Consider the following 25,136-nt stretch of genomic DNA (forward strand, 5'->3'; position numbering starts at 1 on the left):
CTGCCACCCTGCCCGCGCGACTGCGTGGACGTCCGCTTCTCCTCTATACTCTCCGACCCGCGGATGACGAGCAAGAGCGCCTCGTTCCTGGGCACCGGGCGTTTCGAGCTCCGAGCCCACCTCGGCCACGGCGGGATGGGGACCGTCTACCGCGTCCACGATCGCGAGCTCGGCCAGGACGTGGCGCTCAAGATGATGCGCCAGCCGGGGCCGGAGCAGGTGCTCCGCCTGAAGAGCGAGTTCCGCGCGCTCGCCGGCGTGACGCACCCGAACCTCCTCCAGCTGCACGAGCTCTTCGTCGACGACGAGCGCTGCTTCTTCACGATGGAGCTCGTCGAGGGGAAGGACCTGCTCCGCTGGATCCGCGACGACCTCGGCATCCCCGGGGCCTCCGTCCAGGCGCCGACCGCCGAGCGCGCGACGGCCACCATGACCCTGACCCCGGCCACCCCCGCGCCCGGCGGCGACACGACCGCCAGCGCGGCGGGGAAGACGCCGCCGCTCGCGCTGCGCCCTTCGTCGAGCGCGGCGGGCGCGCCGACCGCGCCCGCCGCGCTGGACGAAGTGCGCGGCGCGCAGGGGCCCGTCCCCGAGCAGGCCTGGGCGCGCCTGCGCCAGGGGCTCGCAGGGCTCGTCCGGGGGCTGCACGCCCTGCACGCGTCCGGCCGCGTCCACCGCGACGTCAAGCCCGCGAACGTCCTCGTCTCCGCGGGCGATCGGATCACGCTCCTCGACTTCGGGCTGGTCACGGCGTTCCGCGGCGCGAGCGAGCGTCCGCCGGGCGAGATCGCCGGCACCCCGGCGTACATGGCGCCCGAGCAGGCCCGCCTCGGCGCGATCACGCGGGCGGCAGACCTCTACGCGGTCGGGGTCATCCTCTACGAGGCGCTCACCGGCGTGCTCCCGTTCCGCGGGACGGTGGACATGATCCTCTACCAGAAGGTCCAGTACGCGCCGAAGCCCGCGCTCGCCCTCGCCCCCGACGCGCCCGAGGACCTCCTCGAGCTCGCGATGGCCCTCCTCGCCGTGGATCCCGATCGGCGCCCTGGCGCGGAGGCGTGCCTCGCCGTGCTCGCGCCGGGGCAGGGCGGCGCCGGGGCCGCCCGCGCCGCGGAGGCCGCGCCGGGGCCGCCGTTCGTCGGGCGGGCCGCCGAGATGGCGGCGATCGCGCGGGCGCTCGACGAGGTCGCCGGAGCGCGGCGGCAGATCACGGTGCACGTCCACGGCCCCTCGGGGATCGGCAAATCGACGCTGGTGCGCGAGCTCCTCGAGGCCCAGCGGCGCGCGGGCGACCTCCTCGTGCTGCAGGGGCGCTGCCACCCGGCGGAGAGCCTGCCGTACAAGGCGCTCGACGCGGCGATCGACGGCCTCGCCGCCCACCTCGAGACGCTGTCCGCCGAGGCGCTCTCGGCCCTCGTGCCCGCGGGGGCCCGCGCGCTGACCCAGCTCTTCCCCGTGCTCGCGCAGTTCCCCGCGCTCCTCTCCGGCCCCGAGCCCGCCGCCCAGCCCGACCCGATCGCCCTCCAGCAGCAGGGCGCCGCGGCCCTGCGCGACCTCATGGGCCGCCTCGCGGCGACGCGCCTCGTCGTGCTGTGGCTCGACGACGTGCAGTGGGGCGACGTCGACTCGGCGCCGCTGCTCGACGAGCTCACCCGCGCGCCGGCGCCGCCGCTCCTGCTCCTGCTCACGTACCGCAGCGACGAGCGGCAGCGGAGCCCGCTCCTGCGGCACCTGCTCGAGGGCGCGGACGGCGGCGGCGGGGCGGCGCGCACGATCGAGCTCGGCGCGCTCGCCGTGGACGACGTCGCGGCGCTCGCGCGGGCGATGCTCGGCGCGGACGGCGCCCGGCGCGCGGGGCAGATCGACGCCGTCGTCGCGCAGGCCGAGGGCAACCCGTTCATCGCGGCCGAGATGGCGCGCTACCTCGGCGCGCGCGCCGCCGAGGGCGGCGCCGGGGACGAGCGCGCGCCCCTCGACGTGGCGGCGCTCGTGATGGCGCGCGTCCGCGCGCTCGACCCCGGGCCGCAGCGCCTCCTCGAGATCGCCGCCGTCGCGGGCAAGCCGCTCGAGCGCGGCGTCGCGCTCGCGGCCGCGGGGCTCGACGAGCGGCAGCGGCCCCTCGTCGCCCGGCTCCGCGACGCGAACCTCCTGCGCGAGATCGCGGGCGACGGCGCGAGCGGCGTGGCGATCTACCACGACCGGATCCGCGAGGCCCTGCTCGCGGCCCTGCCGGCCGAGCAGCGCGCCGGCAGGCACCGCGCCATCGCGGAGGCGCTCGAGGCGCAGGGGGCGCGCGACCACGAGGCGCTCGCGTACCACTGGGAGGGCGCGGGCGAGCCCCGGAGGGCAGGGGAGCACGCGCTCCGCGCCGCCGACCGCGCGGCCGCCGCGCTCGCCTTCGAGCACGCCGCCGTCCTCTACGAGAAGGGGCTCGCGCTCTCGGGCGACGCGGCCGGGCGCGCGGGCATCCTCGAGAAGCTCGGCGACGCGCTCGTGAACCTGGGCCGCGCGCCCGAGGCGGCGGAGCGCTACCTCGAGGCCGCCGCGCACGTCGGCGGCCCGCCCGCCGCGGAGCGGGCGCTGGCGCTGCGGCGTCGCGCGGCCGAGCAGCACCTCAAGGCGGGGTTCATCGACGCGGGGTGGCGCGAGATGAGGAGCACGCTCGAGGCGCTCCGCGTGCCGATCCCCGGATCGTTCGCCGGCGCGCTCGCCGCCGCGTCGTGGCGGCGCCTCGCCTTCTTGCTCGGGCGCTCCGACGCGCGGCGGCGGGCCTTCCCCGCGGCGCTGCCGGCCGCGGAGCGCCCGCGGCTCGACGCGCTGTGGACCGCCTCCACCAGCATGTCGATGCTGAGCCCCCACCTCGCCGACGCCTTCCGGATGCTGCACCTCCGGCGGGTGCTGAAGGTCGGCGACGCCTCCACCGTCTGCCGCGCGCTCGCCTACGAGGCCTCGATGGAGGCGCACCTCGGCGGCGCCCTGCTCGACCGCAGCGTCGAGGCGCTGCTCGAGCAGGTGAGCGCGCTCGCGGTCCGCACGGGGGACCCGTACGACGCGGCGTGGCGCGAGCTGGCCCTCGTCAACGTGGCGTTCACCCGCGGGGAGTGGCGGAGGACGGCGGAGGCGTGCCGGCGCGCGGACACGCTCTTCCGCGAGCGCTGCCCCGGCACGGCCTGGGAGCGCGTCACCGTGGCGATCTTCCACCACTTCGCCCTGGCCTGGCTCGGCGAGCTGCGCGAGCTGCTCCCGCGCCTGTCGGAGCTCGCGGGCGACGCGCGCCGCCGCGGCGACGTGCACGCGCTCTGCGAGGCGCACGTGGGCGAGCCGATGCTCGCGTGGCTCGCCGCCGACCGCGGCGACGAGGCGCAGGCGAGCGCGGCGGCGGCGCTCGGCCGCCAGGCGTCGCGCTCGCGCCGCTGGCCCGAGCACGGCTATCGGCGCCAGGAGTACGCCGCCATGATCGCGTCGGGCTACGCGGCGCTCTACCGGGGCGACCCCTGGGCGGCGTGGGCGGCGGTGCTCGATCACTGGCCGCGCCTGGAAGCGTCGTTCCTGCTGCCGCTGCGCGGGACGGGCCTCGAGCTGCGCTGGACGCGGGCGCGCGCCGCGCTCGCGGCGGCGGCCACGCGCCCGCGCGCGCGGCGCGCGGGGTGGACCGAGCGGGCGCTGCTCGACGACGCGCGCGCGCAGATCCGCCGCATCGAGCGGGATCCGCTCGCGGCCGGCGCGCCGATCGGGCAGCTGCTCCGCGCCGGGCTCGCGCGCGTCGAGCGGCGCGCCGGCGAGGCGGCGCGCGCGCTCGAGGCCGCGATCGCGGGGTTCGATCGGCTGGAGATGGCGCTGCACCGCGAGGCGGCGCGGCTCGCGCTGGGGCAGCTCGCGGGGGGCAGCGCGGGGGCCGCGCAGATCCGGCGCGCCGAGGCGTGGATGGCGGCGCAGGGGGTGGCGCGGCCGCGGGCGCTCGCGGCGGCCGTGGCGCCGGGGCTCGATCTCTCACCGGAAGGAAGGACCCATGCAGCAGCGACACACCGATCCGCGCCGTAGGCCCGTGCAGGCGCCCGTGCACCTCTTCGACGGCGGCGAAGCGCGCGCGCCGGAGGCCGCGCCCGCGCCGCGCCCGGAAACGCCCGCTCCTCCCGCGCTGGAGCGGGCGCTCGGCGCCTTCCGGAGCGACGGCGTGAAGGCGAGGGCGGCCAGCTTCGCGGCCGACCTCGAGCCGCCCAGGCTCCGCCGCGCGCTCAACGACCCGGATCTCTTCCCGGACGAGGGCGGGGCGCCGGACGACCCCCAGGCGATCGCCGGCCTCCTCCTCGACCGGGCGCGGGACGGCGGCCGCCTCGCCCGCGCCTTCGAGCACGGCGCCTACCGCCGCTTCGACGCGTCCGCGGGCGAGGCGTGGGCGCGCGCCGTCGCCGAGCACCTGACGGGCGTCCCGATCGCGGACCCTGCGCGCGTCTACGCCGAGGGGCGGCCGGCGATCGCCCGGGCGCTGTTCATCGAGGGCCGGGTGCCGCTCGCGGCGCTGTCCGAGGACGCGGTGACGGCGGCCCTGTGCGTGGGCGGCTGGGACGGCGGCAGGCACGGCGACATCGGGCGCGGCCTTGTGGGCCTCGAGCGCTGCCGGGAGCTCGGCGAGGCCATCGCGCCGGCCGACGCGCCGGAGCTGCTCCGCCCCTTCCGGGAGTGGGGCGGCGCCCTCTGGGATCGCGTCGCGCCGGGCGCCTGCCTCTTCTGGGCGGGCTCGGCGGCCGGCGCGGGGCGCGTCGCGCTGGTCCTCCGCAAGCACGAGGACGGCGAGCAGCGCGCGCTGCAGCTCTGGGGCACCCCTGGCCTCGACGAGGTGCGGCAGGACGATCCCGCCGAGCCCGAGGCGCTCGTCGAGGGGGCGCTGTGGACGCGCTTCCCCGACCCGCTCGAGACCGAGACCGAGTCGCTCCGCTTCTGCGGCGTCGGGCTCCTCCCCGACCTCGGCGGCGTGCGCGCCGATCTACGCCCGCGCGGGCGCGCTCGGCTGCTCCTCCGGCGCAGGTCGGACGGGGAGCTCCTCTACCGCTCGGCGTGGCTCTCGATGGAGGCCGAGGGGCTCTCGATCGCCCGGCTCCTCGGCTCGCTGCGCGGCGGCCCGGCCGCCGCCGAGATTGAGGCCGTCTGGCGCGTCCACTCCCTGTGCCTGACGCCCACGCCCGACGTCCCCGACAGCCAGTTCCTGCTCGAGTGCGCGTCCACCAAGCGGGGCCGCGTCGAGCTCCGCGTCGGGCCGGGTCGCGGCGCCGGCGCGCTCGCGGACGAGCCCGGCGCGTACCTCCACGGCGGCGGAAAGGCGGCGTTCTGATGGGCGGCGGGAGCGACGCGGGCCGGCGGCCCACCGTGAACGTCTTCGGCGCCGGGATCGCCGGGCTGACGGTCGCGCACGAGCTCGCGGAGCGCGGCTTCGTGGTGCGCGTCGTCGAGCAGGACACCTGCCTCGACCGGCACGGCCGGCGCCGGATCGCCATGGGCGGCGTGGCGCGGACGCAGTACGCGATCGGCCGGCAGGCGCGGCCGGGCGGGGCCGAGGGGCCCTGGTCGGCGCGGTTTTGCCGCAGCGACGTCGACGGGATGAGCGCCGTCGCCGAGGCGCGCGACCTGCGCCTCGTCCCGATCCACGTCCCGTTCGCGCGCGGGCGCCACGACGCGCCCGGCGGCGAGACGCGCGCCGACGTCGAGGCGCGCGTGCGCGCGCTGCTCGCGTACCTCCGCGGCAAGGACGTCGATTTCCGGCTGGAGATCACCGGCTACGCCGACGCCCACGACGACGCGCCGCCGCCCGGCCCCGGCTCGCGGCCGCTGACCAACCCCGAGGAGCACCGCGAGCTCTGCGTCGAGCGGGCCGAGGCGGCGCGCGCGCTGATCGCCGCCGCCGCGGGCGGCGCCGCGTGCACGATCGCGGCCAGCAGGCAGGGCGAGCGGGCGCCGCGGCGCTCGGACGGCGAGGCGCCGGACCACAACCGCTGGGCCGTCGTCGAGGTCTGCTTCACGGTGCTCCCTGGCGAGCACGGCTTTCGCTTCTTCCCCTCGTATTACAACCACGTCTTCGACACGATGCGCCGGATCCCGCTCCTCGACGAGGACGGCAACGAGAGCGGCAGGACCGTTTACGACAACGTGGTGCCCACCCCGAACCAGGGCATCGTCAGCGGCGGGCTCAGCCCGCTCATCATGCCGCGCTCGCCGCCCGGCTCGGATCACGAGCGCGCCGAGCGCCTCGCGGCGCTCCGCACCATGGGCTACACGGCGGCGGATCTCACGCAGCTCATGCTGCGCGTCCTGCGGTACATGTGCACCTCCGCCGGGCGCCGGGCGCAGGAGATGGAGCGCATCTCGTGGTGGGAGTACCTCGAGGGGTACGATCCCGCGACCGGGGCCCGGCTCTACCATTACAGCGAGCGGTTCGAGCGGGACGCCAAGACGCAATCGCGCGTCCTCGCCTCGTTCGACGCGGTGTGGGGCGACGCGCGGACGTGCGGGAACACGTACGTGCAGCTCTTTTACAACTGGGTCCGCACGCTGCCCAAGGTCGACGGCACGCTGAGCGGCCCGACCACCGAGGCGTGGCTCGAGCCCTGGAGGGCGTACCTGGAGCGCCGCCTCGGGGTGCAGTTCATCCTCGGCGGGCTGGAGCGCCTCGAGCTCGAGGGCGGCGAGATCGTGCCCCACGGCTTCCTGATCCGCCTCGCCACCGGGGAGCGGCCCGCGGGGGACGACCTCACGCCGCGGGAGCGGGAGCTCGCCGAGGCCCTCCGGAGCGCCGATTACCACGTGGTCGCCACCGACGCGTGCTCGGCGGAGGCGGTCACCGAGCCGCTGCGCCGGGCCGGGGTCGCCGCGGGCGTGCCGAGGGATCTCGGCGGCTTCACCACGAAGGTCCGGCCGGCGCCGCCCGAGGAGGGCGAGGGGGCGCCGCGGCCGGCGGCCGGCGCGGGGCACGCGTTCGGCGTGACGGCCTGGGATCGCTTCCAGACGATGTCGGGTCTCCAGTTCTTCTTCACCCAGGAGCTGAAGATCAACAATGGATATGTCTATTACAGCCAGGCGCCCTGGGGATTGACCTCGATCAACAGCGCGCAGTTCTGGCGGCGGCGCCCCACGCTCGAGCGCGACGGGTTCGTCTCGCTGCTCAGCATCGACCTCTGCGACTGGAACACCCGGGCGCGGGAGGGCGCGGCGGCCGGCAGGACCGCGGCCGAGTGCGGCCCGGTGGAGATCGCCGAGCAGGTATTCGCGCAGATCGTGGCCGAGATGCGCCCGGCGGGCGCGGCCGAGGCGCCGATCTACGATCCTCCGGCGCCGACCTGGTTTTACCTCGACGAGTACCTCGAGTTCGACGAGCGCGGCGTGTTCACGCGCGCCCGGGTCCCGTACCTCGTGCCGATCAAGGCCGATTTCCAGAGCCGCCCCGGCCCGCCGCCGTGGGATCCGACCCCGCGGGTGGTGAGCCCGCCGCCGGCGAAGGCGCCGGACGCGGCGCTGTGGCAGGCTCCCCACGGCGGCTATCTCGTGCACTGGGGCAAGCTGGTCTTCGCCGGTGTGTACCTGAAGACCTTCACCCGCATGTCGACCATGGAGGCGGCGAACGAGTCCGGGCGCCACGCGGTCAACGCGATCCTCGACCACCTGCGGCTCGTGAAGGCGCCCGCGACGGGGGCCGCGGCCACGCCGGGCGCGCCCGCCGGGGCGCCGGCGGCCTCGGGCGTCCCCGCCGGCGGGCCCGCTCCGGCGCCGGGCGGGGGCTACGCCGGCGCCGCGCCCCAGGCGGCGCGCCACATGCGATCGGAGGTCTTCTACCGCTCCACCCCGGCCGGCGATTACTGCGCGATCTGGGACATGGAGCACTGGGAGCTGCCCGAGTTCGCGCTGGCCAAGCAGTACGACGCCTGGTGCCTGGAGCGCGGCCTCCCGCACCCGTGGGATCTCCTCGGCATCGAGCGGATCCCGTCGCTCGTCTCCAAGCTCGCCCATTCGGCTGGGGCGCAGGCGGGCGCCGGGCCGGCCGGGGCCGACGGCGCGTCGCTCGACGCGCTGCTCGAGGGGACCCTGCGGATGGCGTACCCGTGGGGCGGCGCGGACGCCGTGCTGGAGATGCTGCGGGGGATCCGAAAGGCGGTGGAGGAGGGGAGCAAGCAGGCCTGAGCGCGCCAGCAGGGGGCAACGTCCAAAACGCTTTTATTCATCGAGAGGATTCGCAGCCTCAAGCCTCGGTCGAGAGAAGCGCGGTCCCGCGATCGCGCAAGCGTTCTGTGATCCCGTGAACCCATCGTGAGCAACATCGGAGCGACAGGATTGCCATGAACGTCATCGACGAGCCGCTGTGCCCCAAGTGCGAGACCCTCACCACGTTCTACGGATGCTTCTCTTGCCAGCGGCGGACCCAATGCGGTCGTTGCTTCGCTTGCACCAACCCGGACTGCGCGCGGAACTCGCACGAGCGCCACATGCACGAGAGTGAACGCCTCGTCGGGTTCGACTTCGGCTCTTCGTGGCTGTACCCGCAGGTGCCGAACGTGCAGGAGCAGTGGCTGAATTGGAGCTCCTGGTCGATCAAGTTCGATTCGACGAGCACGGAGATCCCGCCCGAGAAGGACCCGCCCTCCAGCAAGGCCAAGAGGGCGCGCGCCAAGGAGGGAGAGGGGGCGACCTTCGACCCGAACAAGAGATTCAAACCGGATCCCAAGCTGCTCAAGGTCGCCAAGGCGGGCAAAGGGCACCCGACGAAGCGGTCCGACAACACGCGAAAGCCCCCTCCTCTCAGCCTCGGCGTGGCGACGTGGAACCTCAACCACATCAACCAGGCGGAGGAGAAGACCAGCACCATCACCTGGATCTTCACGCGCCACCTCTGGATCGACGTCCTGGCCCTCCAGGAGGTGAACCTCGCCGGGAGAGACGTGCTCGAGAAGGCCGCGTTCGTGGCCACGCTGGAGGAGGGGGGCCTCGAGTGCCGCTTCGGCCCGCTCATGCGATCGTTCTCCGCGGTCGGCCCCGAGATCGAGGTCGACGACGAGGAGGAGGACGAGGGGGGCACGAAGGGCGAGGACGACGAGACGGACAACGAGGGCGAAGACGACGACGGCTCCCCCGAAGAGGACGCCCCCGAGGTCTACGATCCCGGCTCCGTGAGAGAGGAGACATGGTCGATCTGGGGGAAGGACCTCAAGGTCCGAGTGACGGGCGAGGGCGAGGGCGTGAAGCTCCGCGAAGTGGAAGTGGACCTGGGGTGGTTCAAGACCTGGAAGAGCGTGCGGCTGGGCCAGCCGGAGTACTACCCCGTCGTCGTGCGATCCCGCATGTTCAGGAAGGCTCGCGAAGACGACGCTTGGGCGTCCTACGACGGCGAGCGCCTGGCGCCCGGGGTCCATTACTGGGCAAAGAAACCCTGCGCCCTCAAGCTGTGCGAGCTTCCAGGCGAAAAGGCTCTGTCCATCGTGAAGAGACTTCCTCTGAAAAAACCACCGAAGGACGGCTCCGTCTACCTGCCCGTGGCGCTGCTGGAGGAGCTGAACAAGCAGCTGAACAAGAACGGAGGGGCGCCCGTGCGGACCAACGCCGGCACCTACGTCCGCTCGATCAAGAGCACCGCTCGCTCCAGAGGAGCGCCCTGGGTCCGCAAATGGGTCTTCACGCTCGACCAGCACCCCGAGGTCCAATTGCTGCTCGTGCAGATGAAGCCCGCGGACGACTTGAAGCAGGTGATCGCCGATTATAAGAAGACGAGCAACAAGGCCAAGCCGGACAAGAAGCTCGTTCGCCAGTTCAAGAACTACGAGAAGGCGTGCCGGCAGCTCGACGCCCAGCCCGAAGGGCAGCTCGTCGCCTACCTGCAAACGCGCTTCTGGCCAGCCTACTGCCGGCCCGTCGTCGTCCACGACCTGGAGCTCCTCGAGCCGAAGGGCCAGAAGGTCTCCGTCGGCGTCGTCCACACGACGCCCGCGGGGCACGGGCTCAAGCGACAGGGAGAGTACGAGCAGCTCGAAGGGATGTTCGCCTACGTCGGCAAGGCAGGCGGGCACTGGGTGCTCGCCGGCGACTACTACCTCGATCCCGAGTCGACGGTGGTCAAGTCGACCAAGCTGAACCATTGCAAGAGCCAGCTCTTCGAGTCCCATCTGGCCAAGGCGAACCTCGACCTCGCGATCTCGGTGTCGGCGACGAACCAGACCCGCTTGAAGGGAAACGCCCAGAACATCCAGGACCGCACGACCCGGATGATCCTCGCGAAGCAGGAAGACGGGGAAGAAGGAGAGCGGAGGGTCGTCGTCCTCAACAAGCGCGCGGACTTCTTCGCGCACTCGAAGACGTTCGTCTTCCGGCAGGCGGGGATCGTCGCCCCGGGCGGCGGCCTCTTGCCGCTCGACTTCGACCATCGCGCGTTGAACTGGTGGTCGGACATCAGCGACCATTGCCCGGTGGGCGCCCTCCTCTGCACCGGGGACCGCCCCCAATCCTGGCGCCGGTTCGAGATCCAGAAATTACCGAGAGACTTCAGGTCGAAGATCGAGGAAGCCTGCGAAAAGGTGGCGTGCATGCGGAGGGACGCCGTTCGAGGGATCAGCGAGTCGCTGGCCGACCTCTGCGAGCTCGCGAAGCAGCGCCGAGGAAAGAGAGACGACTGGACCGTATGCCTCAAGAGCTTCTGTGTCCTCCTCTCGTGCGTGCTCAAAGATCCCGATCTAACGGATCTCGCGCCCGAGGTGCCGGAGGCGGACTATGGAGCGTTCGCCAAGGAGTCCAGGGGGCTTACCAGCGAGTCCCTGCTGCTGTGGCTCTCGTACTGCCACGACGTCCGACGTCCGACCGACGAGCGGCTCAAAAACTTCATGATCGCTCGGTTGAAAGCCGATCCCATCGACGCGGGGCTGAGGGCCGTGCTCGAGCTCGGCCCCGCTCCCGTGAAAGCGGAAAAGAAGAACAAGAAGGCGAAGAACGTCGGCCCGACGAGCATGGAGCTCGAAGAAACGAAGCTGTCGGACGACGATCTACGCCAGGTGGGCCTGGGATGGATCGACAGGGGTCCAGAATCCAAAGATCTGTGGGATCGACGAGCCCGGGGGTATCTCCTCGATTGCTGGGTGGCGGGGAAGCCCGAAGGCTTCGAGCAGCTCGTCGGCGCCGACATGGACCTTTGCAACCGCGTCCATAAGGCCAATCGCTACCTGCACCTCCTCAACTACGTCCTCGGCGATCTCGATCTGGAGGACGAGGACGAGACGTACGGCTCGATCACGCCGGGGGACGAGGAGAGCCGCTTCGAGCCGATTCCATACTTCGAGGTCGGTGAGTTCCAGGCGCAGCTCCTCCGATCGAACGACAATTCGAAGGTGGTCTCGAGAGGCGAGGAGACGACGGGCTCGAAGGACAAGGAGAATTCGTGATGGGCTTCAAGCACGTCGTGAGGCCAGGAGAGTGTCTGTCGAGCATCGCTTTTCGTTATGGGTTCTACCCCGATACGCTCTGGAACCTGCCCGAGAACGCGGCCCTCCGCGAGAAGCGCTCGAACCCCAGCGCCCTCTCGCCGACCGAAGATGTCGTCTTCATCCCCGACAAGCGCTTGAAGATCGAAGAGCGGCCCACGGGCGCTCGTCACACCTTCCGCCGCCGCGGCGTGCCCGAGGAGCTGCGGCTCCGGTTCCTGGACGCGAAGTCCGAGCCGCGCGCCGGCGTGCCCTACGTGCTCGAGATCGACGGCGCCACGTTCGAGGGCGCTACGGACGGCGACGGCTTCATCGTCGTGCCCATCTCACCCGCCGCGGCGAGGGGACGGCTCCTCCTGGGCACCGGCGAGGACCAGGAAGAGATGGCGCTCTCGCTCGGCCATCTTCCGCCCCTCGATACGGCGGAAGGGCCGCTGGTGCGGCTCGTGAGCCTCGGTTACCTGGAGAGCGAAGAGCAGGGCCGGGAGGAGGGCCTCCTTCGGATCGCCCTGGAAGACTTCCAGAGCGACCACGGCCTGCCGGTGACGGGAGAGGCCGACGGAGCGACGCTCGCAAAGCTCGCCTCCGCGCACGGCTCGTAGCCGGGGGACCCCGCGGATCATCGTCTCCTGCCGCAGCGCATGACGACACATCGGGGGCCGGACTCCCAAAGCGCTTCCCGGAGCACTTTTCGGGCGTGATTTGCGCCGACCAGCGCCGGGAAGTGCGCGATCCTGAGTCGTCCGCGGCCCCCGGCGAACCCGCACACGAAGGTCAATCATGCTCAAAGCAAGCTCGATTCATCGCGGCTTTCTCGTCCCCGCGTTCGCGCCGCTGCGCGCCTCGATCTGGGCCGCCCTGGGCCTCACGGCGTCCGCGTGCGGCGGTCACGTCACGGTGGACCCCGCGAGCACCGGCGGCGAAGGGGGCGGCGCGACCGGCTCGACCGGCGCGGCGGACCCCGCCTTCGTGTGCGACGGCGCGGTGCCGTTACCCCAGCCGAACGGGGCGCACAGCGGCTTCGCCAGGTGCCCTGACGGCACGATTCACCGCGTCGAGGCCGTCGCCTGTGAGGGCTCGTTGCCGGCGTGCCAGGGCGTCGAGGACGAGATGTCGTGCAAGACCGACGCTGACTGCACGCAGAAGCCCGGCGGGAAGTGCGGCTCGTATCGTGTCGACAATTTCGACGGCCCGGCGTGGCACTGCGGTTGCGTGTATCCCTGCGCCACGGATCAGGACTGCAACCCCGGCGAGGCCTGCGTGTGCCCCGGCGTCTTGCCGACCAATTTTGTGTTTCCGACGTGCGTTTCCGCGGGCTGCCGCACCAACGACGATTGCGCGAGCGGCGAGTGCGGCGTCTCCTTGTACGACGACGGGTGCGGCGTTGAGCTGGATCTCGCCTGCCGCGCCCCCGGCGATGCGTGCCGCACAGAGGCCGACTGCAGGGCCGGAGACGAGCAGTGCGTCGCGCCTGACGGCGAGGGCGAGTGGGCGTGCCGGCCGCCGAGCTGCGCCATCGGCCGGCCGCTGGCCGTCGAGGGCCGAGCGCGCACCGCCGGCGGCGCGGCGCGCTCCGACTGGACCTCTGCCTCGCTCACCCCGGAGACCACGGGGCTCTGCGGCGACGTGCGCGCCGCGCTCGCCGCGCACTGGCGCGACGTCGCCGCGCTCGAGCACGCGTCGATCGCGAGCTTCGCGCGGTTCTCGCTGGAGCTGCTCGCGCTCGGCGCGCCGCCGGCCCTGCTCGCCGGCGCGCAGCAGGCGGCGATGGACGAGGTCGCCCACGCGCGCGCCGCGTACACGCTCGCGAGCGCGTACGCCGGCGCCGCGCTCGGCCCGGGGCCGCTCGACGTGACCGGCGTCGCCCCGGCCACCTCGGCCGCGGCGATCGTGGCGGCGCTGGTCGAGGAGGCGTGCGTCGGCGAGACGGTCGGCGCCGCCGAGGCGCGCGCGCTCGCCGGGCTCGTGCGCGATCCGGCGCTCGTCGGGACGTACGAGCGCATCGCGGAGGACGAGGGGCGGCACGCGGAGCTGGGGTGGCGGGCGCTCGCCTGGCTGCTGCGCGGCGCCGGCGACGATCTGCGGGCGGTGGCGGCGAGCGCCTTCGAGCGCGCGGTCGCGGGGATGAGCGCCGATCCGGACGTCGCGCCCGGCGCCGTCGCCCCCGAGCACGGCCTGCTGTCGCGTGAGATGATGGGCGCGCTGCGGCGGCAGGCGCTCGCCGAGGTGGTTGAGCCGTGCCGCCGCGCGCTGCTCGGGTAGCCCGGGGGCGAGCGGTAGTGCTCAAATTTACCCGGGGAGAGTTCACATGAAGGCAGGAAGATCATTGATCTTTTCTTCCCGCCTTCCCGCCTTCATGTTGAATTGTTAGCACTGCCCGGCGAGCCGGGGACGAGCGGGTTTCGCTCGAGGATCATCCGGCGACCAGGCCGCGCGTGCGGCCGCACAGGCGCACCAGGCCGAGCAAGCCGTCGATGGTCGGCGTGGGCACGCCGGTCAGCTTGCCGATTTCATGCACCACGGTCACCAGCGCGTCGATCTCCAGCGGCTTGCCGGCCTCCGCGTCCTGCAGCATCGATGTCTTGAACGCGCCGAGCTTGCGCGTGACCTCCATCCGGTCCTCTCCGCTCTGCGCGATCGGGCAACCGATCCTCGCGCCGATCGCCGCCGCTTCCTCCATCGCCTTGAGGCAGAAGCCGCGCACCAGCGGATCATCGAGGATCCGGTCGCACGTCGCGCCGGTGAGCACCGACACCGGGTTCATCGTCATGTTGCCCCACAGCTTGTACCAGATGTCCGTCCGGATATCGGCGCTCGCCTCGGCGTCGAAGCCGGCGCGCCGCAGCAGATTGACGAGCGCGTCCACCCGGCCCGAGCCTCCGCCGGCCGGCTCGCCGAGGAGCAGGCGATTGCCGAGGCCCACGCGCACGAGCCCCGGCTCCGGGCTGGAGCCCGACAGATGCACGACGCAGCCGATCACCTGGCGGAGCGGGATGGCGCGCGGCAGGACGCCGCCCGGATCGAGCGACCTCAGTCGGGCGCCGGCATACGGCACGCTCTCGGGCGCGAAGAACCACCACGGCACGCCGTTCATCGCGGGGACGACGATCGTGTCTGGGCGGAGCAGCGGCGCGATGCGCGCGGCGACGTCGGTCAGCGCGGTGGCCTTGACCGCGATGATCACGACGTCCTGCGCGCCGAGCGCGGCCGGATCCGGCGCGGCGCGGATCGGCACGCTGGCGAGCTCTTCCTGGATTTGCAGCAGCAAGCCGCGTCGCTGCACGGCGGCGAGGTTCTCTCCGCGCGCGACGGCGCTGACGTCGCAGCCAGCTGTGGCCAGCCGGGCGCCGAGCAGCCCGCCGATGGTTCCGAGACCGTAGACGGCGATCTTCATGATGTTCCGGCATCATAGCCCTCGCTCGGCCCCCTCGCGGCCGGCTCCGGGACGATCGCCGGGGAACCTCGCGTCGCCGAGCCGCTGAGCTCGCATCGGCCCTACGGGGCGACGCGCTCGGGCCGGCGCGCGGCGGACGACACCTGCGCGAGCGCATCGGCGAGCGCGCCGCGCGGATCCGCCGGCAGGTCGATCGAGCGCCACGCCACGTAGCCGTCCGGGCGCACCAGCGACGCGCCCCCGGCCCCGAGGCCGAACGCCCTCCTGAACGCTCCCTCCTCGACCGGGCGCACATCGACGCCGACGCGAACGCATTCGAGCGCGACGCCGAGCCGCTCGACGGCATGCGCCGCGGCGGGGCCCCACCGCGCGTCCTCGGCGAGCAGCACCCAGGTTCGCTGGAACAGATCGAGCGTGGACAGCCGCTCGTCGCCCCGCGCCACCCACGCGTGCGGCGCGCGCGTGCCCGGCTGACCCGCCCATTGCTCGGGCCGCATCGCCGGCGGGAGCCCGTCGCCCGCGCCGAGCACCGCGGTCGATCGGTACAGCTGACCGAGCTCCATCGCATCGTCGTCGATGATCGGCACGCCCGCGGCGGCCCCGCCCGCGTATGCCTTGTAGTCGGCCCGGGCGAAGATCTGGTCGTGCCGGAGCCACGCGATCGGGCGTCGCTCGGCGTCGTAGGTGTCGAGCAGCGCTTTCGTCGACGCGCCCGACAGGACCGCTGACAGCTTCCACGCGAGGTTGTGGGCGTCCTCGATGCCGGTGTTCGCGCCATAGCCGCCGCGGCTCGGCGGCAGGGTGTGCGCGGCGTCCCCGGCGAGGAATACCCTGCCGGACGCGAAGCGATCCGCGATCAGGGCGCTCATCTCCCATCGTCCGGTGGTGACGATCTCGACGTCCAGGTCCGACCTGCCGATCGCCCTCGATATCAACGCCCTCAGCGCGCCCGCGTCGCGCTCCTCGTCGTCCCAGAACATCAGGACCCAGCGGCCATCGCCGTAGGTGGTGAGGAATGCCTTGAACCCCGGCTGCTCGATCGCGAACTGCGTGACCCCCGTCCGGCGGTACTCCTCGAGCGGAGCCCGGAACAGGACGCTGCGCACCTCGGTCCGAACGCGCTCGCGCACCTCGAGGCCTCGTTCGCCGCGCTGAGCGGGGCTCCGGGCTTCGAGGACATCGATGCCGTCATGCTGGCCGTCGGGACCGTCAACGCCTATGTGATCGGCGCCATCCGCGGCGAGGCCAACGAGCTGCGCGCCGAGCTCGCGAGCGGCATGAGCCAGGCCGAATGGCAGCGAGCGTCGGACGCGTACATCCACCGGATGATCGCCACCGGCCGCTTCCCGACGCTCGCCAAAGTGGTCCGGGACGCCTCGCACCCGCCGGCCGACGTCGTGTTCGACGGGGGCCTCGATTGCGTGCTCGACGGCATCGAGGCGCGGCTCTCGCGCGGGACGAAGGCGGGAGCAGGCGCTCGCGAGCGGCGGTAGCCGCGGCCTCTTGCCCTGCGATCAGCTGCCCTTGCAGACGTCGGCGCAGGTGCCCGTCGCAGCGGCGCACGCGGATGACGCGCAGTCCGAATCGGCGGAGCAGGGCGCGCCGGCGGCGCCGAGCGGCGCGCACGTGGCGCCATCGCACGCCATACCGGCCGCGCAGTCTCCGTCCGACGCGCATGGACCGCCCGCCGGCTCGCGCGCCTGGCACGTCCCGTCCTCGCCGCAGCGAAGCTCCTCCTGGCAGTCGAGGGTTCCCTTGCACGGCGCGCCCACGGCGAGCCGTGGCGCGCACGTCCCCTCGTCGGACGGCGAGGGCTGGTCGCATCGGAGCGCCTCGTCGCAGTAGAACGCCGAGGAGCATGGCTCTCCGACCGCCGCCCTCGCCCTGCACGCCGACGTCGTCTGCCCGCTCGCGTCGGTGCTGCGCACGCAGCGGTCCCGGGCGCAGTCCCAGTCCGTGGCGCACGTCCCGCCCTCGGGCACGGAGCCGTCCCACGCACCGAGGCAGGACGGCGTGAACCCGTCGTTCACCCCCAAGAGCACGCCCAGGATCTGAAGCTCGGCGCAGGGGGCCGCGTCCACCTCGGCGAGGCACGCCTCCGCCCTTTCCGGGACGAACGTGCCGTTCACCTCGCCTCCGCCGGTGACGGCGACGAGGATCGCTTCGAGCGTCGAGGCGCACGCGTCGGCGGAGCTCGCGTCCAGGTCATGCGCGGCCCGGGTCGCCGCGTCGCAGCACGCGAAGGTGCGGTCGCAGAGGGCCTTCGCATACCTGGAGAAGAAGTCGCCGCCTGTCGGCGCCGGCCCTCCGCTGCTCGCCCGCGTCTCGTCGTCCCCGCATCCGGGCGCGGCGGACATCAAGGCGGCGACGGCCGAGAGGAGCGTCGCGAGCAAGACGGGTCGATGCGTGCGCATGAAGAACCTCCTCGGCCCGATCTTAGATGGATTCGCCGGGGCCAAGCCAGCGTGAGCGCCATGACAGGCATCATCCTCCTCGCCGAAGCGGGGGAGGACCAGATGTCGAGATGATGCGCGAGCGCCTCAGGGAGGCGGAGATCGTGGGAGGTTGTGCCGACCGCCCCTGGCCTGGCGCGGTTTGTCGCTGGTGGCGCGGTTTGTCGCCGCGTGGCGCGGTTTGTCGCCGCGTGGCGCGATTTGTCGCCTTCGCGCTCGGTTTACAGCCGAGTACACAGACGGTCGCAATGGGAGAACGCCTGTGGCTGCGCGTGCAGGCCGGGCGAGAGCGGATTCGCTTCGTCTCCTCCCATCAACAACGGCGTCGAGGGCTTATTCATGACGAGTCTAAGATCCATACTGCTACGTCAGGTCGCTCAGTCGCGCGCCGCCCCATGGCGCGCGGGGCGCTTGCCGCTCCTCGCGTGCCTGGGCGCGCTCACGACCGCCTGCACGGCCGGCGCCGACGATCCGGTCGAGCTGGACGGGCCCGTCGGTCAGGCGGAACAGGCGCTCTGCGCGCCGGACGACGTGGCCTGCAACGACACGACCATCCACGACTGGCCGACGTGGTCCCAGCAGCCCGACCGGCCGGACCCCGTCATCGAGGGAGAGGCCCCGGACGCCGGCACAGGCACGTTCCAGGTGCAGGCGTGCGATCCGAGCCAGCTCGGCAAGCTGCCGGAGAACCCGAACCCGAAGGGCGCCGACCTCCAGAACATCACCACGAACTTCCACGTCCTCCAGTCGATCCAGCTCCTCGCGTCGATCGTCAACAAGACGGCCGAGGCGATCAACGGCCTCAAGACGGAGCCGGCCGCGGACGCGGACAAGGGCACGTGCGTCTGCAGCCAGCAGGTGTCCTCCCAGTGCCTGGACGTCATCCAGCAGGACAAGACCACGTACGAGGAGTGCCTCGACTTCTGCGACCCGAGCTCGCCCTCCGCGGACCCGTGCAGCACCGGCGTCCTCGTGTGGCTCTCCAACGACATCCAGCAGACCCAGGCGGGCAAGGCCAAGTGGGCGCTCAGCACGGTGAAGTGGCTCGACAAGATCGCCGACCAGATCGGCGGCGGCCAGTTCGCCAACTTCCTGAGCCAGTTCGGCGGCGAGCTCGACAACATCAGCGAGGTGATGTCGAAGATCCAGTGCTACATCGACCAGTACACCGAGGGATACCACCTCGGCAGCTACTCGGACCAGCGGCCCGACCTGCACATGTGCATCCCGTGGGCGGGACACGGCGCGTACGCCAACCTGTCGGACAGCGACCGGTGGGGCATCGGCGGCCGCTACACGTCGCACACCCTGAGCAAGGAGCGCCGCGCCCAGATGCGCACCGGCGGCTTCGCCGTGACCGCGTTCGGCGAGACGCTGAGCATCCTGCCAGGGATGGAGTTCAACATGCAGCTTGACGGTTACAAGTGGTTCAACCGTGAAGCTCCCCTCGGCATCGAGGAGCTCGGCCACCTCGCCGGCGGCGGGGTCAGCCTCGACGCCGCGAAGAAGCTCGGCGTCTTCTACCTCGCGGACGAGGACCAGATGACGTCGCTCGACAGCGACGGCGACGGCCGCGTCTCCCCGCAGGAGTTCCTGATCGGCACGTACATGCCGTTCAACTACACGCCGACCGACGGCGTCCCGGCCCAGCTCACCTGGCCCCGCGAGGGCGCGGAGGCGCTCGAGGACTGGGAGGGGAAGTCGGCCGCGCTCCTCGCCGCGGCGCTCAACCTCGACCTGCGGCTGAAGCCGATCGAGAAGGAGCTGACGCCGATCCCCCTCCCGCCGGTCCCCGGCGCGTACCTCATCCCGTACTTCAAGCTCGGCGCAGGGGTGAAGTGGTACGACGAGGCGTATTTCATGCGCAAGCGCCTGCAGGAGGCGCTCAACAAGAACACGTCGCACAAGATCTCCGATCTCGACTTCAACCGCGACATGCACGGCTTCCAGGCGCCGGACGTGACCGCGGAGGCCGGGACGCAGGTGTCGGTGAGGCCGGAGGTGGGCGCGAAGCTCTTCCTCGGCGTGCCGATCGGCAAGCTCCTGAAGGTGGGCGTGGAGGCCAGCATCGGCTTCTCGGTCGATCTCAAGCCGAAGGGCTCCGGCGGCGTGGTCGACCTCAACGCCTCGCTCGAGCAGGCGCTCGTGAACAGCAACCCGAACGAGGACCTCGAGTGCAAGCCCGTCTTCTCCTACAAGGATGAGGCGTCCTGCTCGAACAAGTACATCCCCGAGTCGTCGCTGGATCTCGCCTGCTCCCCGCTCGACACGAAGAACTCCTGCTGCATCACCTTCATCAACGGCAGCCGCGCCTGCCTCGACGACTGGACGGGGATCACGCAGGATCAGTGCAGCCCGTCCCAGCTCTCGTACGCGCTGTTCTCGACCTTCCTGAAGGACAAGGACGCGAAGACGTACAAGAGCATCTTCCAGCAGGGCTTCACGACCCAGTGGAGCGCGAACAAGTCGTGCGAGGAGTGCGCGAACGACGGCACGTGCCCGAACAGCCTGCGCGCGCCCGCGCTGCCCGAGATCTCGGCGTGCGCCAAGCACGGCGTGTGCTGCCTGCCCGCGGTCTCTTCGCCCTACGGCCTCGCCTACTCGCTGTCGATCACGGACGGCACGTTCGGCGGCTCCCGCTTCCTCCAGCCCGCCGACCTCGCCTACGATCGCAGCGGTAACCGCCTCTTCGTCGCGGATCGGACCGCCATCCGCCGCATCAACCTGCAGACCGGCCAGGTGACGACGATCGCCGGCTCGGCCGCGCCGGGCAACGTCGACGGGGTCGGGACCGCCGCGCGGTTCAACACGATCTCGGGGATCACGTACGACGCGGGCTCGCTCTACATCGCCGATCGCGGCGCTCGCTCGGTCCGCAAGCTCAACCTGAGCACGAACCAGGTGACCACGATCGCGGATCGGACGGTGTTCCTGACGCCGCGGGACGTCGCCGTGCACGACGGCGCCCTCTTCGCCACCGACAGCGGCGCCCGCACGCTGATCCGCATCCCGCTCCCGTCGGGCGCGGCCACCACCGTGGCCGGCACGTCGGGCCAGACCGGGGGCACCGACGGCATCGGCTCGGCGGCCCGGTTTGCGGAGCCGACCAACATCGTCGCCGACGGGCGCGGCAGGCTGTACATCAGCGACACGATCAACAACACGCTGCGGCGGTTCGACGTCGCGTCGGCGGCGGTCACCACCGTGGCCGGGACCAGCGGCTCGGCGGGCTCCGCGGACGGCATCGGCTCGGCCGCGCGGTTCACCGCGCCGAAGGGGCTCACCGTCGACAGCGTGGGTCACGTGCTCGTCGTCGACGGCAACAAGCCCGGTCGCGTGCGGCGCTTCGACCCGGAGACCTCCGCCGTGACGACCGTCTCCGGTGCTCCCGGCACCGTGGCGACGGACGGCCTGGCCGACGACGCGATCTTCGAGCTGCCCGCGGGCGTGGCCGTGCTCCCGACCGGCGACATCTACGTGAGCGACACGACCCCTGCGACGGTCCGCAAGATCAGCGGCGACTGCGACTCGGGCATCCCCGGCGCCGTCGTGTTCGACGTCACCGAGGCCGAGTGCCCCGGCAACTTCGACGCGTACAGCTGCCTGTCGGAGACCAAGGCCGACGCCACGGAGTGGCAGGGGCCCGGGTGCCACCCGCTCCAGACGGGCTTCCCGTCGGCGTGCGGCTGCACCTCGAACGCCGATTGCGCGAGCGGCGAGACGTGCGATGTCCAGGCGAAGGTGTGCACCGTCGGCGGGACGCCCGTCGATTGCGTCTGCACCGCGCAGAGCACCTGCCCGAACCAGCCCGGCCGCGCCTGCGTGAACGGGGCGTGCGCCCGGCACTGCACCTACAGCCCCTCGACGGCGAACACGGCCTGCGGCCAGAACGAGGTCTGCACGCCCGGCGGCACGTGCGAGCCGAAGGCGGGCCCGAACGTGCCTTATGCCGAGGAGGTGATCTGGGGCATGAAGAACGGGGATGACCCGACCCACGCGATCGCGACGTACGGCTTGACCGAGATCGAGCTCATCGCCGCGCTCAACGCGGGCATCCACGTGGGCCTCGAGGCGAAGCTGTTCAGGAAGTGGAAGAAGTTCACGCTGTGGAAGTGGCGCCGGACCTTCGATATCGGCTCGGTCTCGAAGTACAAGTTCCAGCCCGGGCTCGAGGCCACCTACCAGTGGGACACCTCGCCGCTCGGCGACATCACCAACTACCAGCCCGGCGAGGTCACGCGGTACGCGCAGGTGAACGCGTCGACGGCCGACTTCCTCGAGTGGTGCAAGGACGAGATGCCGCTGCACGCGGCGGACCCGCTGCCCCCCACCACCGATGACGTGGTCGGCGGCGTGGAGGACGTCGTGGACTTCGGCTTCGACCTGGGCGAGACGGTCTCGTCGGCCGAGAACCTCTGCATCAACGGCCAGCCGATGACGGACTGGCTGCAGGACCAGGACGCGCTCACCCAGACGTTCGTGACCGGGACCTGCTCGTACGTCGGTCCGCAGACCGGCTCGCGCGGGAGCCTCAGCTTCCCGTGCCAGGAGGCGCATCGCCACCTGCTCAAGCACTGGGGGTGCCTCGACACGCAGCGCACGGCCACGTCCTTCCAGCTGGCCATCGGCGACTTCAGCGGCGCGGTGGTCAACCCCGGGACGCCCCACTTCGACCTGACCAAGGTCCTCGTCGACCCGGACGCCGGCCTCGAGCCCGAGAACCTGGCGAAGCGGACCGCCATGTCCGAGGCGTGGCTCGCCGAGGTGGAGACCTGCTTCGACGACCACTACGAGGACACGATCCCCTGCGCGTGCCAGACGGACGCGGACTGCACCACCGGCCCTGGGCTGACCTGCGTGAGCGGGACGTGCCAGACGCCGGAGAACACGGTCGCCGAGTGCTCGGTCGTGGAGAACACGGGCGTCACCGTCGAGCGGTGCTGCGGCGACGGCGTGCAGCAGGCCTCGGAGCAGTGCGACGACGGCAACACCGTGAGCGGCGACGGCTGCTCGGCGCTCTGCAAGCCGGAGTCGAAGGGCGCGTGCTGCCGGTCGGGCGGCTGCACCGACCTCGGCCAGGGCGGGATCAGCTCCGGCCAGAGCTGCGCGAGCGCCGGCGGCTACTTCGTCAGCGGCTACAGCTGCGCCGAGGTCGACGCGTGCGGCAGCGAGCCTGTCGGCGCTTGCCGCGAGGCCGACGGGACCTGCCACGACCCGACGACCCAGTCGCAGTGCGCGGCGGTGCCGGGGGCGGTGTTCACCGTCAACGGGGCCTGCGAGAACCCGGTCCAGACGCTGACGCTGCAGCCCGGAAGCGAAGGCGTCGACGCGATGATCAGGGGCCTCAGCGCGAACGTGAACACGAATTACGGCAACGCCGTGAACCTCACGGCCGGCTCCTGGACTAGCCCCTTCATTCCGCACCCCTGGTTCCGGAACCGGAGCCTGCTCCGCTTCGATTTCTCGCAGCTCCCGGCGGGAGCCACGGTCGAGCAGGCCCGTCTGAGCCTCTATGCGGACCCGGACGCCACCCTGTACTACCAGGGGATCACCAACACCGAGCCCCCGGGGCACTCGACGGTCGGCGGCTCGAACGCCTTCCTGCTCCAGCGCGTCACCGCGGCCTGGCAGGAGAACACCGTGACGTGGAACAACCAGCCGGCCTCGACGACCGCGAACGAGGTGCTCCTGCCGCAGAGCACGTCCACGAGCCAGGATTACGAGAACATCGATGTGACCGCGCTCGTGAGAGACATGCTCACCGGGACCGGGAACAATCATGGATTCATGATCCGGCTCCAGAGCGAAGCGGATAGCTACCGGGAGGTCTCGTTCACGTCGAGCGACTACGCGACCGCCCACAGGCGCCCGAAGCTCGTGATCAAGTACCGCAATCCGTGAGCGCCGGCGTCACCGGTCCGGCCAGGTAGGCAGGGTGGCGGGCCGTCGTCCGCGCGACGACGCCCGCCATCCCGCCGCGCCTCACCGTCCCTGAGCGTCAGGGGTGAGCCCCCGGTGACGCGGCTCCTGTTCGACTTCAGTTTCGGTTTTTTTTTAGTCCTGTCCAAGAACGAAGAGGAATAGAGATAATGAGAAGCGTAGTCCGTAGTTTCGCAGGCATCACCGGCGGCGTCCTCGCGGGCGTCTTGGGGCTGTCCACGGCGCTGGCTCAGGTCACGCCGCTCGACACGAACCACGTGGTCATCATCGACCGCTCCGGCAGCATGTACGGGACCAACCTCGCCCTCGCGCAGCAGGCGGCGAAGATCTACAAGAACACGATCGCCTCGAGCAACGTGCCCGCCTCGCAGTCGTTCACCGAGCAGATCGGCCTGGCGAGCTACTCGGACACGGCCTCGGAGTCCTTCCCGATCACGCCGCTCCCGGCGTCCGGCTACGACGCGGCCGTGGACGCGCTCGTCGCCGACGGGTCGACGTCGATCGGCGCGGGCCTCGAGCAGGCGCTCGACATGCTCACCGCGGAGAACCCGACCAAGGGGCCGCGCGAGTGCGTCGTCCTCCTGTCCGACGGGCAGCACAACACGCCGCCGGCGCCGAGCGACTTCTTCACGGATTACTTCACTCGCGTGGACGAGGTCCACTCGATCGCGCTCGGGGCGGGGGCGGACGAGCCGCTGATGGCCGACATCGCGACGAACTACGGAACCTCGCCCGGGCTCTTCATGCGCGCCGACGTCAGCTCCGACATCGACCAGCTCGAGCTGCTCGGCGCGTTCAACCGCATGGCGAACGACTGCCGCGAGGGCGGCATGATCGATCAGGGGCTGAGCCGGCTCGCGCCGGGGACCTCGCCGCAGGATCCTCCGCCGTGCGCTGAGGTGTACGTCTCGGCCGCTCAGATCGTGGATTTCACGATGATCTTCCAGGGCAGCGCCGCCCCCGACGTGTACCTGATTCCGCCGTCGCAGCACCCGGAGCACGCTATCGGCATCACCGAGGCGAGCTACGGGTCGTCGAGCTCCGACCTGACCTTCTTCTCGGCCGACAACTTCAAGCGCTTTTCGCTGAACCTCACGCAGTCGTACGAGGAGGGCTTCTGGAATGTCTGCGCCGTCAACAACACGCCGTCGGACATCTATATCTATTCCGCCGTGTCGACGCTGATCGACGATATCCAGCTCCAGGTCACCACGAACGGCCTGAACGTCGGGTCGCAGCCGCTGGTCGTCGAGGCCGCGGTGACCCACCTGGGCGTCCCCGTGACGGGCGCCGCGGTCATCGCCGAGATGGAGGCGCCGAGCGGCGCGGTCACGTCGCTGACGTTCTATGACGACGGGCTCGCCGCGCACGGCGACTCGGTGGCCAACAACGGCGTCTACTCGGTGAAGTTCAACCAGTTCACCGAGACGGGGAGCCACCAGATCACGGTGTTCGCGGACCACGCCGGCAACTCCACCGTCCCGATGTTCACGCGCCAGCACAGGTTCGGGGTCTACAAGAACCCGCCCCTGACGCCGCCCTGCCAGAGCCTCGGCCAGGCGGGCCCGGCGACCACGGCGACGGTGAATGGCACGGCGTGCTTCCAGATCGACCCGGCGAACTACCCGACGGGGTGGACGCCGGCGAACCTGTGGCTGCAGGTGACCGCGATGGACGGCCTGCCGCTGAACGGCGTCAGCGTGTCCGTCAACGGCGGGGCGGCCCAGAGCCCCGCGGCGAACAGCTGGGGGATGCAGCTCTCGACGCCGTTCCCGGGCGCGGCGAGCCCCGTCGTCTACCAGGTGAGCACGACGTCGAGCCGGCAGCTCCAGCTGGCGTGGCATCCGTGATCGCCGCCGCGCCCCCGGCGCGGGCCTGCCGCGGCGCCAGCGCGGGCGGTCGCGG

Annotated in this window: 12 protein-coding genes; 9 read left to right on the forward strand and 3 right to left on the reverse strand. The window is 71.8% G+C overall.

Going from position 1 to position 25,136, the window contains the following annotated elements; all coding sequences use genetic code 11:
• Positions 1 to 63 precede the first annotated feature (63 nt).
• The 6 genes from WMF26_RS01525 (at position 64) to WMF26_RS01550 (ending at position 13,706) form a co-directional block, all read left to right on the forward strand.
• The gene (locus WMF26_RS01525; protein ID WP_437998849.1) at positions 64 to 4,041 is read left to right on the forward strand and encodes a serine/threonine-protein kinase; all 3,978 of its coding nucleotides are present in this window, start codon (positions 64 to 66) and stop codon (positions 4,039 to 4,041) included.
• Positions 4,010 to 5,329 carry a hypothetical protein gene (locus tag WMF26_RS01530; RefSeq protein ID WP_437998850.1) on the forward strand — a complete coding sequence of 440 codons (1,320 nt, stop codon included), beginning with the start codon at positions 4,010 to 4,012 and terminating at the stop codon, positions 5,327 to 5,329. The genes WMF26_RS01525 and WMF26_RS01530 overlap by 32 nt, the downstream gene beginning before the upstream one ends.
• The gene (locus tag WMF26_RS01535; RefSeq protein WP_437998851.1) at positions 5,329 to 8,166 is read left to right on the forward strand and encodes an NAD(P)-binding protein; all 2,838 of its coding nucleotides are present in this window, start codon (positions 5,329 to 5,331) and stop codon (positions 8,164 to 8,166) included. Before WMF26_RS01530 ends, WMF26_RS01535 begins: the two co-directional genes overlap by 1 nt.
• Positions 8,167 to 8,321: 155 nt before the next feature.
• On the forward strand, positions 8,322 to 11,405 hold the full coding sequence (locus tag WMF26_RS01540; RefSeq protein WP_437998852.1) for a hypothetical protein: 3,084 nt from the start codon (positions 8,322 to 8,324) through the stop codon (positions 11,403 to 11,405).
• Positions 11,405 to 12,046 (forward strand): peptidoglycan-binding protein, encoded by a 642-nt coding sequence (locus WMF26_RS01545; RefSeq protein WP_437998853.1) that lies wholly within the window; start codon positions 11,405 to 11,407, stop codon positions 12,044 to 12,046. Before WMF26_RS01540 ends, WMF26_RS01545 begins: the two co-directional genes overlap by 1 nt.
• A 178-nt stretch (positions 12,047 to 12,224) precedes the next feature.
• Positions 12,225 to 13,706, forward strand: coding sequence for a ferritin-like domain-containing protein (locus tag WMF26_RS01550; RefSeq protein ID WP_437998854.1), 1,482 nt, complete (start codon positions 12,225 to 12,227; stop codon positions 13,704 to 13,706).
• A 151-nt stretch (positions 13,707 to 13,857) separates the two neighbouring features.
• Here WMF26_RS01550 and WMF26_RS01555 read toward each other — a convergent pair whose 3' ends face one another.
• Together WMF26_RS01555 and WMF26_RS01560 are read right to left on the reverse strand one after the other, a co-directional pair.
• Entirely contained in the window at positions 13,858 to 14,838 is a 981-nt protein-coding gene (locus WMF26_RS01555; RefSeq protein WP_437998855.1) for a 2-dehydropantoate 2-reductase, read from the reverse strand.
• A 101-nt stretch (positions 14,839 to 14,939) separates the two neighbouring features.
• Entirely contained in the window at positions 14,940 to 15,968 is a 1,029-nt protein-coding gene (locus WMF26_RS01560; RefSeq protein WP_437998856.1) for an FAD-dependent monooxygenase, read from the reverse strand.
• A 21-nt stretch (positions 15,969 to 15,989) separates the two neighbouring features.
• On the opposite strand from WMF26_RS01560, the gene WMF26_RS01565 reads away from it, so the two are divergent.
• On the forward strand, positions 15,990 to 16,331 hold the full coding sequence (locus tag WMF26_RS01565; protein WP_438002510.1) for a TetR/AcrR family transcriptional regulator C-terminal domain-containing protein: 342 nt from the start codon (positions 15,990 to 15,992) through the stop codon (positions 16,329 to 16,331).
• A gap of 21 nt (positions 16,332 to 16,352) precedes the next feature.
• On the opposite strand, the gene WMF26_RS01570 is transcribed toward WMF26_RS01565, so the two are convergent.
• Positions 16,353 to 17,252, reverse strand: a complete 900-nt coding sequence (locus tag WMF26_RS01570) for a hypothetical protein (RefSeq protein WP_437998857.1) — start codon at positions 17,250 to 17,252, stop codon at positions 16,353 to 16,355.
• A 450-nt stretch (positions 17,253 to 17,702) separates the two neighbouring features.
• Between WMF26_RS01570 and WMF26_RS01575 the strand changes: the two genes are divergently transcribed.
• On the forward strand, positions 17,703 to 23,192 hold the full coding sequence (locus tag WMF26_RS01575; protein ID WP_437998858.1) for a DNRLRE domain-containing protein: 5,490 nt from the start codon (positions 17,703 to 17,705) through the stop codon (positions 23,190 to 23,192).
• Between the two features lie 188 nt (positions 23,193 to 23,380).
• On the forward strand, positions 23,381 to 25,081 hold the full coding sequence (locus WMF26_RS01580) for a VWA domain-containing protein (protein ID WP_437998859.1): 1,701 nt from the start codon (positions 23,381 to 23,383) through the stop codon (positions 25,079 to 25,081).
• The last annotated feature ends 55 nt before the right edge of the window (positions 25,082 to 25,136 follow it).

It is taken from the genome of Sorangium sp. So ce185, assembly GCF_051526825.1.
Lineage (GTDB): Bacteria > Myxococcota_A > Polyangia > Polyangiales > Polyangiaceae > Sorangium > Sorangium cellulosum_D.